This is a genomic window from Novosphingobium hassiacum (assembly GCF_014196055.1).
Classification (GTDB): Bacteria; Pseudomonadota; Alphaproteobacteria; order Sphingomonadales; family Sphingomonadaceae; genus Novosphingobium; species Novosphingobium hassiacum.
On record NZ_JACICY010000003.1, the window covers coordinates 375593 to 391631 of the forward strand.

The window sequence follows — 16039 nt, forward strand, 5'->3', positions numbered from 1 at the left end:
TATATTTCCACTCAGCCCCTGCCAAGCCCCACCGAAGCCCTTCCCAAATGAACCCCGCTTGCCCGCGCCCCCGCGCTCGGATAGAGGCGGCGCAACTCATTTCCGCCATTTTCCCAAGGACCCGATATGGCTGCCCAATATGCCTACGTCATGAAGAACATGACGAAGACCTTCCCCGGTGCTCCAAAGCCCGTGCTCAGCGACATCAGCCTGCAGTTCTACCAGGGTGCCAAGATCGGCATCGTGGGCCCGAACGGCGCGGGTAAATCCACGCTGATCAAGATCATGGCCGGGATCGACAAGGACTTCACCGGCGAAGCCTGGCCGGGCGAACACATCACCGTCGGCTATCTCGAGCAGGAACCCCAGCTCGATGCGACCAAAACCGTGCTCGAAAACGTCAAGGAAGGCGCGCGCGCTACTGCCGACATGGTCGATCGCTTCAACCAGATCGGCATGGAGATGGGCGAGGAAGACGCCGACTTCGACGCCCTCGGCGCGGAGATGAGCGAGCTTCAGGACAAGATCGACGCAGTCGATGGCTGGACGCTCGACAACCAGCTTCAGATCGCGATGGAAGCCTTGCGCTGCCCCCCCGGCGATTGGCCGGTCGACAGCCTCTCGGGCGGTGAACGCCGCCGCATCGCGTTGACCCGCCTGCTCATCCAGAAGCCGGACATCCTCCTGCTCGACGAGCCGACCAACCACCTCGACGCCGAATCCGTCGAATGGCTCGAAAACCACCTCAAGGAATATGCCGGCGCGGTGCTGATGATCACCCACGACCGCTACTTCCTCGATAACGTCGTCGGCTGGATTCTCGAACTCGATCGCGGCAAGTACTTCCCTTACGAGGGCAATTACTCGACCTACCTCGAGAAGAAGTCCAAGCGCCTCGAACAGGAAGACCGCGAAGAGAGCGGCAAGAAGAAGGCACTGTCACGCGAACTCGAATGGATCCGGCAGACGCCTGCCGCGCGCCAGGTCAAGTCCAAGGCGCGTATCCGCAAGTTCGAGGAACTGCAGAACGCGCAGGACAACCGCGCCGTCGGCAAGGCCCAGATCGTCATTCAAGTCCCCGAACGTCTCGGTGGCAAGGTGATCGAAGCCAAGGGCATCACCAAGGCCTATGGCGACAAGCTGCTGTTTGAAAACCTGTCGTTCATGCTGCCCCCGGGCGGCATCGTCGGCATCATCGGGCCGAACGGCGCGGGTAAATCGACGCTGTTCAAAATCCTCACCGGCAAGGAACAGCCTGACGAGGGCACCGTGGAAATCGGCTCGACCGTCCACCTCGGCTTCGTCGACCAGAGCCGTGACGACCTCAACCCCAAGAACAACGTCTGGCAGGAAATCTCCGACGGTCACGATTACATGACCGTCAACAAGCAGGAGATGTCCACCCGCGCCTATGTCGGTGCGTTCAACTTCAAGGGCCAGGACCAGCAGAAGAACGTCGGCAAGCTTTCAGGCGGTGAACGCAACCGCGTCCATATGGCCAAGATGCTCAAGCTCGGCGGCAACGTCCTCCTGCTTGACGAACCGACCAACGATCTCGACGTCGAAACCTTGGGCGCGCTGGAAGACGCGATCGAGAACTTCGCAGGTTGCGCCGTGGTCATCAGCCACGATCGCTTCTTCCTCGATCGTCTCGCCACGCACATCCTCGCGTTCGAAGGCAACAGCCACGTCGAATGGTTCGAAGGCAACTTCGCGGCCTACGAAGAAGACAAGCGCCGCCGCCTCGGCGATGCCGCCGACCGTCCGACGCGCCTTGCCTACAAGAAGCTGACGCGCTGATCCGTCGCTACAGGTGTTCCGCTCCGCTCACTTGCGGCGGAAGCGGAACACCAGCGTTTCCTGCTTGCCACCAGCTCCGTTGACCACAACGCTCGCGGTCATCGCGTCCGGTCCGCTGCGTTCGTAGACCAACCCCGAAAAATCCCAGCGCCCGTTGCCACGTGCTGTCAGCGGGAAGGCCTCGACTTCGTCCTTGGCTTCCCAGCCGGTCAGGTCGGCGTTGAAATGCTTGAGCCTGTAGGCCAGCGACCCGCCCTGCTCGACGATGGTGATCAGTTCGTAGAACATCACCGACCCATCCTTGTTCAACTGGCGAAAGTGCCCGACCATTTGGCCGCCCGCCGCCGAAGCATAGGCCTCGAGCGCAGGCGCACCCTCGATCCCCTCGCCTTCCCATGACCCCTGCAGCCACGACAGGTCGGCCAATGTCGCAGCAGGTGCCGCCATCGCAACCGAACCCTGAACGAACGCAGCAACTGCAAACAGCGCGAACTTCATGATACCACCCCCTATGGAGACCGACCAACGAGCGCAACGATGCCTCCCACGCTCAGTCTTTGTAAACCCGCTCCCGTTGGTGTCGAGCGAAGTCGAGACACAGGAAGGGTTTCGCGCAGAGACGCAGAGGAGGCAGAGAGCGCGGAGAAGGCTAACAGAATCTAGCGCTAGGCGAAGCCGCAACAACCCAGGACATACTGGGAGCCAGTACCGAATTGGCAAGGGCCTATCGGCCGGAGACAAGCCCCTCGCGCCTTCCTCCTCCGCGCTCTCTGCCTCCTCTGCGCCTCTGCGCGAACCCCTTTACCCCTTCCCTCTCCCATTCATCAAACCAACCGCAAACCTGAATGAAAGGCTACCAAGGCGGTTCAGACATCGGACAGCGCGAATCGGTTAAACCCCGGTTATCAAGTCGCAAAATGTTTGCGGCACCAGATCGGGAAAGGGTCGGCGACCATGTCCGGCAAATCATTCTTCAAGAACAGCGCCTTGGGTGCGCTAGCGATAGCGATGATCGCGACGGCGCTTCCCGCAACCGCTTTTGCGCAAGACCAGCAGCGTCAGGAACGCGGCGGTCGTTCGTGGGGCGGCGAGCGCGGCGGCGAACGGGGCCAGCGCAATGACGGTCAACGCGGCGGTGGCGATTATCGCGCGCAAGCTCAGGCCCAGGTCCGTACGCAGCAAGCACCGCAACCGCGCGTCGTGCAGCCAGGTCAACCGGCTCGCGTCGAACGCCCTGCTACGCAGAACTGGCAAGGCCGTGGCAATGCGGAAAACGCACCCCGTTGGGGCACGCAGGATCGCGCAACCACCGAGCGCCCCGGCCGCGATTGGCAACGCGGCACGGTAAACCGCCCGCAGCAGGCCGAGCGCGCAGCCACGCCCCGCACCCCGGAACGCGGCTGGGATGGCAACCGCTGGAACGGCTCGGGTCCGACGCGCACCGAAACGCGCGATGTGAACCGTGATCGCGATGGCAACCGCGACCGTAACTGGAGCAGCACCAATCGCGATCGCGGGACGACCTGGAACGGCCGCAATCCGTCTTACTCGGATCGTGATCGCAACCGCGACTACCGCAGTGGCGACAACTGGCGCAGGGATAACAACTATCGCGGCGACAGCTGGCGCGGCAACGATCGCAACGACCGCCGCTGGAGCAACGATTGGCGTCGCGACAACCGCTACAACTGGAGTTCCTATCGCAGCTCCAATCGCAACCACTACCGGCTGCCGCGCTACAACGCGCCGTACCGCGGCTACAACTACAGCCGCCTGTCGATCGGGTTCTTTCTGAACTCGGGCTTCTACGGCAACAACTACTGGATCAACGATCCGTGGTCTTACCGTCTGCCGCCGGCTTACGCCGGGTATCGCTGGGTCCGCTATTACGACGACGTGCTGCTGGTGGACACTTACACGGGCGAAGTGGCAGACGTGATCTACGACTTCTTCTGGTAAATCCGCCCAAGACGGAAGTCTTCGGCAAGCGAACAGACGCCCCGTGCACAACCTGCGCGGGGCGTCTTCGTTTTGTCAGGCGGGGACGCTGCCAATGGCATTGAACACCGATTGCATGAGCGCGCGCCCATCATCGGTCAGCCTGACATAGCGACGGCGCGCATCGCTGTTGTCCGCAATACGGTAAATCAGGCCATCACGTTCAAGCCTGGCGATCCAGCGCAGGATCGTGGTTGAAGGCACGCTGGCATCGAGACAGACGCTCGACACCTGCAGCTCGGACCGGCGCTTCTCAGCGATGAACAGATCCAGGAGGATGTCCCAACCCGGTTCGCCGAAAAGACCCTTGCGATCAGCTACAGCATCGCGCTTCCGGCGAAGAGCATATAGCGAAACGGCAAGCTGCAAGCCTGCAGGCTGCGTATCGATGTAGGCGCTCAAGCCCCAATCCTTCCAAACTTCGGCCGCATGCTTATCCCGACCCCCCGGCCAAGCGTTCGACACTGCCGTTGCCCAAGCGGCAGCCATCGAAACCACAAGCAATGCGATCGGCGACCCAATCGATTTCACGTTGTCATCATGGTTAAACGATCGTGACGCTAAATGCTTGATGGAATCGTCACCATGTGTCCAATCCGGACCAATCAACGTGGACTTGCGCTGATCCGGCTGATCAAGCATGTCGTCTTGGACCATGACGATCTTCAACCGCAAATCAGCCATTTCATCGGAACAGAAGTCGCTGCGGCAGGTCGGCGATACTGTGCGCAAGCGCCTGTCCGGTGATCCGGGCGCCTATCGCATCCCGGTCGATGGGCTCGAGATATTCGGCGTCGCGGACTTTTTCACATGGGATGAATGTGCGCGATTGATTGCAATCGTGGATAGCGTCGCACGACCGTCACACACATACAAAGGTACCGATGGCAGCGGCCGCACCAGCTATAGCGGCGATGTCGATCCGTTCGACCCTTTCGTCCTCATGCTCCAGCGCCGTATCGACGACTTGATGGGCATCGACCCAACGTTCGGCGAGACCATCCAGGGACAGCGCTATACGCCAGGTCAGGAATTTCGCAGTCATTACGACCACTTCCTGCCCAGTCAGCCATTCTGGGATTCGGAACAAAAGCGTGGTGGCCAGCGTAGCTGGACTGCGATGGCCTATCTCAATCACGTCGAGGAGGGTGGGATCACCGAATTTACCCGCCTCGACCTGACGATTCCACCACAGCCCGGTGCCCTCCTGATTTGGAACAACATGAAGCCCGACGGCTCACCCAACCCCAACGCGATGCACGCCGGGACTCCGGTCGTTCATGGCACGAAATACGTTCTGACAAGGTGGTATCGGGCGCGGCCGTGGTCGTAAGCCAGCGCGGCCCTATCCTTGCCGCGATCGCGCTGGCGTTCGCACTATCGGGTTGCGCCCCTGCCCTCTCCGGCAAAGTACCCCCGCTCGAACCCACGCCCCGTGCAAGGATCGATGGTGCCCCTCCCGCGACCCCGCAGCTTTCGGCCAACACCGCGCTCGACCGGATCTTTGCCGAAGACGCGCGTGAAAGCATGGCACTCGACCCGCTGGGCGCGCTCGAACAGGGCCAGCACGTACCCGTGCGCCAGTTCGAACTGCTGTTCACCCCGGAACTCGAACGTTTGCGGCGCGATGCCAACGCCCGCGCGCTCGCAGACCTTGCGCGCATCGAAGCCGCGCGGCTCGATGATCGGCACCGCATCTCGCGCGCCGTGTTCGAAGATGCCAAACGCAGCGAACGCGCGGTGCTCGCCCGCGATGTTCAGGCCCAGCTCGCGGTGCAGCCGTTCAACCATTTCGGCGGCTTCCATGTAGCATACCCCGAACTGTCCGCCCCCGGTAGCGGCCTCGCGCTGGATACAGTTGCCGATTACGACCTGCTGATCGCCCGCCACCGCGCCTTTCCGCGCGTGATCGACCAGGCCATAGCCCGCTTCCGCGAAGGCATGGCCAGCGGCGTGACCGAACCGCGCCTGACCGTCGACAACATGATTGTCCAGATCGACGGCCTGCTGGCCCAGCCGGTCGCGCGTTCCCCGTTCACCGCGCCCGCCCGCCAGTTTGCGGCTTCGATCCCACCAGCCGAACGGACGAAGCTGACGCGTGAACTCACCGATGTCACCACGCACGGCATCTACCCAGCCTACCGCACCCTGCGCCGCTTCCTCGCCGAGGACTACCGCCCCGCCGCGCGCGAAACGGTCGGTCTTTCGTCACTTCCCGGCGGCGACAAGCTTTACCGCCTGCTGGCCCGCGTCCACACCACGCTCGACCTTGATCCCGCTGCGGTACACGATCTCGGGCTGCGTGAAGTGGCGCAGATCCAGGCGAAGATGGAGGCGGTCAAGCTCCAGCTCGGCTTCACCGGCCCGCTCCCCGCGTTCTTCGAACGCATCCGCACCGATCCGAAGTATCACCCCCGCACCGAGGAAGAATTGGCGCAGGGCTTCCGCGCGGTCGGCCGCAAGGTCGATACGCTCGCCCCGCGCTACTTCCTCCATCTGCCCCGCACCCCGTTGCAGATCCAGTCCTACCCCGCCTACCGCGCCCGCTTCGAAGCGGGCGGCAGCTACGCGCAGGGTTCGGTCGACGGCAGCCAACCGGGCGTGTTCTTCTTCAACAGCTATGACCTGAAAAGCCGCTTCCTCACCGGCGTCGCCACGCTCTACCTCCACGAAGGTGCGCCCGGCCATCACTTCCAGATCAGCCTCGCGCAGGAAAACGAAAGCCTGCCCGATTTCCAGCGCTTCGGCGGCAACACCGCCTACATCGAAGGCTGGGCGCTCTATGCCGAAACGCTGGGCTACCAGATGGGCTTCTACGAAGACCCCATGCAACACTGGGGCACGCTCGATGACGAGATGCTCCGCGCCATGCGGCTGGTCGTCGACACTGGCCTCCACACCAAGGGCTGGAGCCGCGAACAGGCGGTTAAATACATGCTCGACAATTCCGGCATGGGCCGCAGCGATGCCGAGGCCGAAGTCGATCGCTACATCGCCAACCCGGGCCAGGCCCTCGCCTACAAGATCGGCGCACTGACGATCCAGCGCCTGCGCAAGGAAGCCGAAACCACCCTCGGCCCCCGCTTCGACATCCGCCAGTTCCACGATCAGGTGCTCGGCAGCGGCGCGCTCCCGATGCCCGTGCTCGAAGCCAAAGTCCGCGCGTGGATCGCGAGGACTAAAGGCTAGTCAAGCGCCTCGGCAATGAGCTTGCGCGTATTACCCACGCCGTACAATGCGATAAAGCTGCCCATGCGCGGCCCTTGCGCCGATCCCAGCAGCGTCTCGTAAAGACACTTGAACCAGTCGCGTAAGGCCTCGAAGCCATAGTGCGGGTCCTTGCCGATCTCATAGACGATGTTCTGCAATTCCTCCGCCGTCGCATCGTCCGACATGCCCGCCAATGCCTCGTCGAGCGCCGCCAGCGCCAGCGCCTCGCCCGCCTCCGGCTTGCGCCTCTGCAGGGTCGGCGCGACGAAATCGCGGTTGTAGGCCAGCGCACAGGTCACCAGCACGTCAAGCGCCGGATGCGCCTCGGGCCGCGCATCCTCGACGTAATTGCCAAGATACGACCACACTTGCTCGCGCGTCGCACTCGCCCCCAGCACGCCGACCAGGTTCAGCAATAGCCCATACGTCACCGGCAACCGCTCGCCCGCCCCTGCGCGCTCGCCATTGGTGCGCAACAAATGCCACACCGGATTGCCCAGTTGCTGTTCGACCGGCTGCTCGGCCAGCTTCTCGCGGAACTGCCAGTACTCATCGACCGCACGCGGGATGATCCCGACATGCAGCGACTTGGCGCTCTTGGGCTCGCGGAACAGGTAGAACCCCAGCGATTCCTCGCTGCCATAGTCCAGCCACTGTTCGATCGTCAGGCCGTTACCCTTCGACTTGGAGATCTTCTCGCCCTTCTCGTCGAGGAACAGCTCGTAGATCAAACCTTCGGGACGCCGTCCGCCGAGCACCTTGGCAATCCGCCCCGATTGCGTGACGCTGTCGGTCAGGTCCTTGCCGCACATTTCATAATCGACGCCCAATGCGACCCAGCGCATCGCCCAGTCGACCTTCCACTGCAGCTTCGACCAGCCGCCCAGGATCGAATGCTCGATCGTTTCGCCGGTCACGTCCTCAAACCGCACGATGCCGGCATCGGCATCGACCACTTCGATCGGCACCTGCAGCACCTGACCGTTGGTCGGCGACACCGGCAGCACCGGCGAGTAGGTCTTGCGGCGTTCCTCGCGCAGTGTCGGCAACATGATGTCCATGATGCCCTGATAATTGCGCAGCACGTTCTTCAGCGCCTCGTCGAAACCACCCGCGTTGTAGCGGTCCGATGCCGAGACGAATTCGTAGTCGAACTCGAACTGATCCAGAAACGCGCGCAGCATCGCGTTGTTGTGATGGGCAAAGCTCTCGAACTTCTCGAACGGGTCGGGAATACGGCTCAGCGGATGGCCAAGATGCGCTTCCAGCAGCGCCTTGTTCGGCACATTGTCAGGTGCCTTGCGCAGCCCGTCCATATCGTCCGAAAATGCCACCAGCTGCGTCGGGTGCCCCCCGGTCAGCGTCTCGTAAGCCCGCCGCACGAACGTGGTGCGCAGCACCTCCTGGAACGTGCCGATATGCGGAAGGCCCGACGGCCCATAGCCGGTCTCGAACAGCACGGGCACCAGCACGCCTGCCGCATCGCGTTTGCCGCCCGGATACCGCTTTACGATCTTGCGGGCTTCCTCGAACGGCCAGGCCTTCGAAGTCTGTGCGGCGGTGTGCAGGGCGTCTGTCATGATGCCCGCCCTTTTGCGCGGGGGGCATCGTTTCGCAAGCAAAAGCTGTCACAACGAAAGGGCGGAGCCGCGCTCACGCGGTCCCGCCCTTCCATGGAGGCTCCTGAGGGAGGCAATTACTTCAGGAGCGAAAGCACGTTCTGCGTTGACTGGTTGGCCTGCGCAATCATCGCGGTCGAGGCCTGCGAAAGGATCTGGGCCTTGGCCATCGCAGTGGTTTCTGCCGAATAGTCGGTATCCTGAATGCGCGACCGTGCGTCCGACAGGTTGGTGACATTGTCGTTGAGGTTGTTGATCACCGATTCCAAGCGGTTCTGCGCCGCACCGAACGAAGCGCGCGCGGCGCTGACTTCGGCAAGCGAGGTGTCCACACCGGTAATCGTCGTGGTGGCGGTGGCAACCGATGTCACATCGAATGCAACAGCGGTAATGCCCTTGCTGACGACATCGACAGTATCGGTCGTTTCCGCGCCAACCTGGATCGTGAACGATTGGTCCGCGGCGCCGAACACGTTGTTGCCGTTGAATTTCACGTTGCTGAGCACGTCGTTGATTTGCGTGTTCAGTTCCTGAACCTCGGCGTCCATGTAACCGCGGTCGGTGTTCTGGTACGTTGCCGACTTGGCCTGAACGGCAAGTTCGCGAACCCGCTGCATCATCGCGGTCACTTCGTTGAGCGCACCGTCTGCGGTCTGAGCGAGCGAAATGCCGTCGTTAGCGTTGCGGATGCCTTGGCCCATGCCCTTGATCTGCGAGGTCATGGTCGTTGCGATGGCCAGGCCAGCCGCGTCGTCCTTGGCACCGTTGATGCGCTTGCCGGTCGACAGGCGTTCCATCGCAGTGCCCAGCATCATGTTGGCGGAATTCGAAGCGTTACTCGCGCGGATTGCGCTGATGTTCGTATTGATGACAGCCATTGCCCATTCTCCACTATGGGGCAGGGCCAGTAACACCCTGCAGATTGGTACTGATGCATAGGACGGCGGCGGGGCGGGTGAATTAAGCCCGCCGGTAAATAAGCCGATTTCACCCGGCCCGAGCCGCTGGACCCTTGCCCCGTGTTCCATTCCTGTTCTATCGAGGGCGGGTGACGGTCCGCCCCGCCCTCTCGCTGCCCGCGATCCATGCCAGCCACGGCGGCTGCTGGCTGCGCGGCGGCATGGCTGACAGCACGCGCGGTGTCGGCAAGGGTGAGGCGATCGTCGCCGCAGCCGATACGCCGCTGCTGATGATCAACGCCCCGCTCGTCGCCAGTCGCCTCGGCTATCCCGACTTGTCCGGGCTGGACCTGCTCGAACTCTACGCTTTTATTCACCCAGCCCGGTTCGTCGTCCCCACCCCCAAGGGCCTGGCCCACGCGCTAGGGCTGGATGAGCCGGTGGCTGACGACAAGGTGCCCCTGCTGCTGCAGGAAGCCGCCGAAGCCCTTCTCGCCACGTGTGAGCGAACCGACTGGGCCGAACGCGAAGGCGCCTGGACCGCGCTGCAATCGCTGGTCCGCATGCGCTGGCCGTGGTCCACCCTGCTCACTCCGCGCATCAAAAAGCCCGAGAAAGCCGAACGCTGGCTCTTCGCACGCCTGCCCGAATGGGAAGAAGCGCCCGAACGCCCGCAGCCCGCGCAAGTCACGCTCAGCGATCAGGCCATTGCCACCCGCCTTGCCGAACTTACCGGCGCAGGCGCAGAAACCCGCCCCACCCAGCGCGAATACGCCCGGGAAACCGGGCGCACCTTCGCCCCGCGCGGTGCACTGCGCCAGCCGCACGTCGTGTTGGCGCAAGCAGGCACCGGCACCGGCAAGACCTTCGGCTACCTCGCCCCCGCCTCGCTCTGGGCCGAACAGTCGGGCGGCACCGTCTGGGTCTCGACTTTCACCAAGGCCCTCCAACGCCAGCTTCGCCGCGAAAGCCGCCGCGCCTTCCCGGCAGAGCGTAACGGCAAGCCGCCCGTCGTCGTGCGCAAGGGCCGCGAGAACTACCTGTGCCTGCTCAACCTCGAAGATGCGCTCCAGGGCGGGTTTGGCGGACGCGCGGCAATCCTCGCACAATTGGTCGCGCGCTGGGCCGCCTATTCGCAGGACGGCGACATGATCGGCGGCGACCTGCCCGGCTGGCTCGGTACGCTGTTCCGCAAGCGCGGCATTGCGGCACTGACCGATCAGCGCGGCGAATGCGTCTACGCCGGCTGCCCGCACTACCGCAAATGCTTCATCGAGCGCGCTTCGCGCGCCTCTGCGCAGGCCGAACTGGTCATCGCCAATCACGCACTGGTCATGGTCAACGCCGCACGCGGACGCGATCCGGCACAACGCCCGACGCGGATCGTGTTCGACGAAGGCCACCACGTGTTCGAAGCGGCGGACTCCACTTTCTCCTCCGCCCTGACCGGCGCGGAGACCATCGAGCTGCGTCGCTGGGTCATCGGCCCCGAAGCCAAATCGCGCGGGCGCAGACGCGGCCTCTCCGCCCGCCTCGCCGATGTCACCAGCTATGACGAAGAGGGCGGCCGTGCCGTCGAACAGGCCCGCCATGCCGCCGAAGCCCTGCCGTCCGAAGGCTGGCTCGCCCGCATCGTCGAAGGCACACCCCTCGGCCCGATCGAGGACCTGCTCAGCGCCGCACGCGCGCTTACCTACGCCCGCGATGAAAGCGGCGGACAGGACGCGGGCTACGCGCTTGAAACCGAAGTCGCGCAACTCGACGGCGCGTTCATCGAAGTCGCAGGACGCGCGCAGGAAGCGCTCGAATCGCTGCGCAAACCCTTGGTCCGCTTGGGGCTCCGCCTCGAAGCCTTGATAGAGGACGGCCCCGACTGGCTCGACGGCCCTGCCCGCGCCCGCATCGAAGGCGCACGCGGTGCCATCGGCTGGCGCACCGACCTGCTAGCCGGATGGATCGCGCTGCTCGCCCGCCTCGGCGGCCCCGGCGATCCCGATTTCGTCGACTGGCTCAGCGTCGAACGCTCGGACGGGCGCGAATGGGATGTCGGCTTGCACCGCCATTATCTCGATCCGATGAAGCCGTTCGCCGAAACTGTCCTCGCTCCTGCCCACGGCGTGATGATGACCTCGGCCACCCTGCGCGATGGTGACGACTGGGACAGCGCAGTCCAGCGCAGCGGCGCACCCCACCTCGACCTCGCCCCGCGCCTGTTCGCCGCCGACAGCCCATTCGATTACGCCAATCAGGCCGAAGTGCTGATCGTCACCGATGTCGCCAAGGGCGATATTCCCGGCCTTGCCGCTGCTTACGGTCGCTTGATCGAAGCCTCGGGCGGCGGCGCGCTCGGCCTGTTCACCGCGATCCGCCGGTTGCGCGCGGTCTATGGCCGCATTGCCGACCGACTGGCGCGCGGGGGCTTGCCGCTGTTCGCGCAGCACGTCGATCCGATCGACACCGGCACGCTGGTCGACATTTTCCGCGACGATCCGCGCGCCTCGCTGCTCGGCACCGACGCGTTGCGCGATGGCGTCGACGTCCCCGGCCACTCGCTGCGGCTGGTGATCATGGAACAGGTGCCATGGCCCAAACCCTCGATCCTCCACCGCGCCCGCCGCCTCGCCAACCATGGCAAAGGGGGCGGTGGCCAGGCCTATGATGACCGCATCATCCGCGCTCGCCTTGCCCAGGCATTCGGTCGCCTGATCCGTTCTGCAGACGACAAGGGCCACTTCGTCGTCCTGTCCTCGGCCTTTCCCTCGCGCCTGCTCAGCGCCTTCCCGCCCGGCACGCCGATCCGCCGCGTTACGCTGGATGCGGCTTTACAAAGCGTCGCCGCCAGTGTTTCTGGAGCCGAAGCCGCCGCCAAGCGACCCGAGGGGATTTCGTGAAGACACTCGCCCTTTTCCGCCACGCCAAGTCGGACTGGAGCGATGCCCGCGCCCGCGATTTCGATCGCCCGCTCAATGCGCGCGGTCAACGCGGCGCACAGGCGATGGGTGCCTACATCCGCGACACGGGCCGCACCTTCGACCGCATGATCGCCTCCCCCGCCGTCCGCGCCGCCGAAACGGTCGAAGAAGCGAGCAAAGCCTGGGGCTGCACCTTCAAGGTCGAATGGGACCGCCGCATCTATCTCGCCAGCTCGGCCACCCTGATCGACCTGCTCAAGGAAATAGAGGGTGATCCTGCCAGCGTCCTCATGGTCGGCCACAACCCCGGCCTCGAAGACCTGATTTTTGATCTGGTGCCCGACGACGGCAGCTCGCCGCTGCGCGATCTGGTCGAAGAAAAGTTCCCCACCGCCACTTTCGCCGTGTTGGAACTGGACATCGACCGCTGGTCGGATCTGGCGGAAGGCGGCGCGCGACTGGTGGAACTGAAGCGCCCGCGGGACTTGGACCCGGCGCTCGGTCCGCAACTGGTGGACTGACGGCAGCGCGCACCGACAGCAACAGCGCGTCCCGTCTATTATCACCGCTCCCCCGCGAAGGCGGGGGCCTCAGGCCTTGTCATGGAGCAAGGGTTCAGCACGTCTCAGCTGTGCAATAGGCGATCTAATCCTCGATCGCAGCAGCCAACCGTTCGCGGATCGAAGCGAGTATCTCTGCCAACGGATTCGACGATGCGGCATCCGGCTCTCCGCCAGCCACCGACCCCGCCGCCACGCGTGCGGTTTCACCCGGATCTCCGGTAGGTCTCCCCGACTTCTCCCCGGTACCTCCCCGTGAACCCCCATACTTTCCACTCAGCGCCTGTTTGGCACCTTTGATAGTATAGCCTTCGTGGTGCAGCAGGCGATTTATCCGCATTATCAATGCGATATCTTCGGGGCGGTAATAGCGCCGCCCCCCCGCCCGCGTCAGCGGACGAAGGGTCGGGAACTGCTCTTCCCAGTACCGCAAAACATGCTGCTTGATGCCGAGCGCACTCGTCACCTCACCGATGGTGCGCAGGGCACCAGCGTCCTTCCCATCCCCGAAATCGGGAAGTTCTGCCGCAGAATCAGTGTGTTCGGATGCGCTCACGTCACGGCACTCAGGCCGTGCCGATACGGTCCTTCAGCATCTGACTGGCGCGGAAGCTCAAGACACGGCGTGGGGTGATTGGCACCTCGATACCTGTCTTGGGATTGCGCCCCACCCGCTCCGCCTTGTCGCGCAACAGGAACGTGCCGAAGCCCGAAATCTTGACGTTCTGGCCGTCGGCCAGCGCCCCACACATATGGCGGAGTATCGACTCCACCATCTCCAGCGAATCCGCCCGCGAAAGCCCAACCCTGCGGTTGATGCTCTCGGCCAGATCGGCCCGCGTCAAAGTACCTATGGAACGCATTCCCCCCGCTCTCCCTGATTTCAAAACGACCCACCATCACGCAGGATAACGTCATTTTCATGGAACGCAATGCAATCGCACGGGAATTGCCGGGACGGGATATGTCCGACTTTGAGACTTCAGACCCGCGCGAGGCAGGCACCCCAGGTAAAGCCGCCGCCCATCGCTTCGAACATAACCAGATCACCCGGCTTGATCCGCCCGTCGAGCACCGCCGTGTCATAAGCCAGTGGCACCGACGCTGCGCTGGTGTTGGCATGCTGGCTGACGGTCACCACGACCTTTTCGGATGGCAGCCCGAGCTTGCGCGCAGTGGCATCGAGGATGCGCAGATTGGCCTGATGCGGCACGACCCAGTCGATATCGTCGGACTTTTTGCCAGACGCATCAAGCACTTCGACAAGGACGCTTGCCAGATTTTTGACCGCGTGGCGAAACACCTCAGGCCCCTTCATGCGTAGCTTGCCGACCGTTCCCGTGGTCGAAGGCCCGCCATCAACGAACAGCATTTCATTGTGCGCGCCATCGGCATGCAGCCGGGTCGCAATGATCCCCGGGGCCGCCGCATCGCTCTCGTCCACGTCCTGTGCTTCAAGCACGACCGCGCCCGCGCCATCGCCGAACAGCACACAGGTGGTGCGATCTTCCCAGTCGAGAATGCGGCTGAAAGTCTCCGCACCGATCACCAGCGCGCACTTCGACATGCCGGTGCGGATCATCGAATCCGCAGTCGCCAGCGCATAGAGAAAGCCCGAACACACCGCCGCAACATCGAACGCCACGCCGCCGTTGCAGCCCAGCTTGTCCTGCACGATCGTCGCGGTAGCCGGAAACGTCTGGTCGGGCGTGGCGGTCGCAAGCACGATCAGATCGACGCGAGACGCTTCGATACCAGCCGATTCCAAAGCCTTGCGCGCAGCTTCGGTCGCCAGCGTCGAAGTGGTCTCGCCCTCACCTGCGATATAGCGATTGCGAATGCCGGTGCGCTCGACGATCCATTCGTCGCTCGTGTCCACCATCGTCGCCATCTCGGCGTTCGACACCGCCCGCTTTGGCAGGGCCGAACCGCTGCCACGAAATACTGCGCGAATGGTCATGCTGCGCTCTCGTTGCTCATTGCTGCAGACCGTCCGCGCCCGGTTGTGCGGATCGCTTCGGCACCCACGCGAGTGAGGTCGGCCTGGATGCGTTCGGTCAGATTTTCCTCGAGCAATCGGGCAGTAACCGCAACCGCATTGGCCACGCCACCGGCCGAAGCACTGCCATGGCTCTTCACCACGATGCCGTTAAGTCCAAGGAAAACCGCGCCATTGTGATTGTTCGGGTCCAGGTGATGCTTGAGTAGCTCGGTCGCCGGACGCGAGATCAGGAAACCGAACTTCGAGCGTAACGACGACGAGAAACTGCGGCGCAGCAGATCGGCCACGAAGCGCGCCGCACCTTCCATCGATTTCAGCGCAATATTGCCCGAAAATCCGTCGGTCACGACCACGTCGACATCGCCGCGCGAAAGCTTGTCCGCCTCGGTAAAGCCATCGAACGACATCGCGAGTTCGTCCGCCAGCGCCTTGAGCTGGTTCGCCGCATCGCGCAGCGAATCGGTGCCCTTGTTCTCTTCGGTTCCGATGTTGAGCAGCCGCACGCGGGGCGCATCGAGATTGCTGACGATGCGCGCATAAGCCGCGCCCATGATCGCGAACTGCACCAGGTTGCGTGCGTCGCAATCGGTGTTCGCGCCAAGGTCGAGCATCACGAGGTCGTTATCGCCAAGCGTCGGCAACAGCGCGGAAAGCGCCGGCCGATCGATCCCCGGCATCGTGCGCAGGGCAAGCTTGGCCATCGCCATGAGCGCGCCGGTATTGCCCGCACTGACCGCAGCGCCGGCGTCACCGACCTTCACTGCGTTGACCGCCAAGCCCATGGATGTGGTCTTGGCCCGACGCAGCGCCTGTGTCGGCTTTTCGTCGCCACTGACGACATCGGGCGCGTGGAGGATCTCCGACGCGCCGCGCAAATTCGGGTGGTTTTCAAGCGCCTGCTTTATGCGCTCCTCGTCCCCGACCAGCAGGAACTTGAAACGATCGTGACGACGACGCGCGAGCGCCGCGCCTTCGATCATCACGCGCACGCCCACGTCGCCGCCCATCGCATCGACGGCGATACGCGGCAGACTCATGA

General features: G+C 63.6%; 14 protein-coding genes. 6 read left to right on the top strand and 8 right to left on the bottom strand.

Features of this window, described 5'->3' with window-relative positions; all coding sequences use genetic code 11:
• Positions 1 to 126 precede the first annotated feature (126 nt).
• The gene (gene ettA, locus GGQ88_RS09020) at positions 127 to 1800 is read left to right on the top strand and encodes an energy-dependent translational throttle protein EttA (protein WP_183612812.1); all 1674 of its coding nucleotides are present in this window, start codon (positions 127 to 129) and stop codon (positions 1798 to 1800) included.
• Positions 1801 to 1827: 27 nt separating this feature from the next.
• Here ettA and GGQ88_RS09025 read toward each other — a convergent pair whose 3' ends face one another.
• The gene (locus GGQ88_RS09025) at positions 1828 to 2298 is read right to left on the bottom strand and encodes a DUF6265 family protein (protein ID WP_183612813.1); all 471 of its coding nucleotides are present in this window, start codon (positions 2296 to 2298) and stop codon (positions 1828 to 1830) included.
• A 456-nt stretch (positions 2299 to 2754) separates the two neighbouring features.
• Here GGQ88_RS09025 and GGQ88_RS09030 point away from each other — a divergent pair, with 456 nt between their 5' ends.
• Positions 2755 to 3759, top strand: coding sequence for an RcnB family protein (locus GGQ88_RS09030; RefSeq protein WP_246385685.1), 1005 nt, complete (start codon positions 2755 to 2757; stop codon positions 3757 to 3759).
• Between the two features lie 75 nt (positions 3760 to 3834).
• Here the strand turns inward: GGQ88_RS09030 and GGQ88_RS09035 are convergent, their stop codons facing one another.
• Positions 3835 to 4467, bottom strand: coding sequence for a MarR family winged helix-turn-helix transcriptional regulator (locus GGQ88_RS09035; RefSeq protein ID WP_246385688.1), 633 nt, complete (start codon positions 4465 to 4467; stop codon positions 3835 to 3837).
• Here GGQ88_RS09035 and GGQ88_RS09040 point away from each other — a divergent pair.
• Positions 4439 to 5131, top strand: a complete 693-nt coding sequence (locus tag GGQ88_RS09040) for a prolyl hydroxylase family protein (RefSeq protein WP_246385691.1) — start codon at positions 4439 to 4441, stop codon at positions 5129 to 5131. The two genes, GGQ88_RS09035 and GGQ88_RS09040, sit on opposite strands and share 29 nt — an antisense overlap.
• The gene (locus GGQ88_RS09045) at positions 5122 to 6987 is read left to right on the top strand and encodes a DUF885 domain-containing protein (protein WP_343057141.1); all 1866 of its coding nucleotides are present in this window, start codon (positions 5122 to 5124) and stop codon (positions 6985 to 6987) included. The genes GGQ88_RS09040 and GGQ88_RS09045 overlap by 10 nt, the downstream gene beginning before the upstream one ends.
• On the opposite strand, the gene GGQ88_RS09050 is transcribed toward GGQ88_RS09045, so the two are convergent.
• Positions 6984 to 8588: a lysine--tRNA ligase gene (locus tag GGQ88_RS09050; RefSeq protein WP_183612815.1), complete on the bottom strand. Its 1605-nt coding sequence runs from the start codon at positions 8586 to 8588 to the stop codon at positions 6984 to 6986. The two genes, GGQ88_RS09045 and GGQ88_RS09050, sit on opposite strands and share 4 nt — an antisense overlap.
• Positions 8589 to 8704: 116 nt before the next feature.
• Positions 8705 to 9505, bottom strand: coding sequence for a flagellin N-terminal helical domain-containing protein (locus GGQ88_RS09055; RefSeq protein WP_183612816.1), 801 nt, complete (start codon positions 9503 to 9505; stop codon positions 8705 to 8707).
• 242 nt (positions 9506 to 9747) lie between these two features.
• On the opposite strand from GGQ88_RS09055, the gene GGQ88_RS09060 reads away from it, so the two are divergent.
• Both GGQ88_RS09060 and GGQ88_RS09065 read left to right on the top strand, forming a co-directional pair.
• A complete protein-coding gene (locus GGQ88_RS09060) occupies positions 9748 to 12417 on the top strand; it encodes an ATP-dependent DNA helicase (RefSeq protein ID WP_183612927.1) in 2670 nt (889 codons plus the stop codon).
• The gene (locus GGQ88_RS09065; RefSeq protein ID WP_183612817.1) at positions 12414 to 12959 is read left to right on the top strand and encodes a histidine phosphatase family protein; all 546 of its coding nucleotides are present in this window, start codon (positions 12414 to 12416) and stop codon (positions 12957 to 12959) included. The genes GGQ88_RS09060 and GGQ88_RS09065 overlap by 4 nt, the downstream gene beginning before the upstream one ends.
• Before the next feature lie 124 nt (positions 12960 to 13083).
• On the opposite strand, the gene GGQ88_RS09070 is transcribed toward GGQ88_RS09065, so the two are convergent.
• The 4 genes from GGQ88_RS09070 to plsX form a co-directional block, all read right to left on the bottom strand.
• Positions 13084 to 13554 (bottom strand): MerR family transcriptional regulator, encoded by a 471-nt coding sequence (locus GGQ88_RS09070; RefSeq protein ID WP_183612818.1) that lies wholly within the window; start codon positions 13552 to 13554, stop codon positions 13084 to 13086.
• Positions 13555 to 13564: 10 nt separating this feature from the next.
• The gene (locus GGQ88_RS09075) at positions 13565 to 13861 is read right to left on the bottom strand and encodes an integration host factor subunit alpha (RefSeq protein WP_183612819.1); all 297 of its coding nucleotides are present in this window, start codon (positions 13859 to 13861) and stop codon (positions 13565 to 13567) included.
• A gap of 119 nt (positions 13862 to 13980) precedes the next feature.
• A complete protein-coding gene (locus GGQ88_RS09080) occupies positions 13981 to 14958 on the bottom strand; it encodes a beta-ketoacyl-ACP synthase III (RefSeq protein ID WP_183612820.1) in 978 nt (325 codons plus the stop codon).
• Positions 14955 to 16037, bottom strand: a complete 1083-nt coding sequence (plsX, locus tag GGQ88_RS09085) for a phosphate acyltransferase PlsX (protein WP_183612821.1) — start codon at positions 16035 to 16037, stop codon at positions 14955 to 14957. Before plsX ends, GGQ88_RS09080 begins: the two co-directional genes overlap by 4 nt.
• Positions 16038 to 16039: the final 2 nt, after the last annotated feature.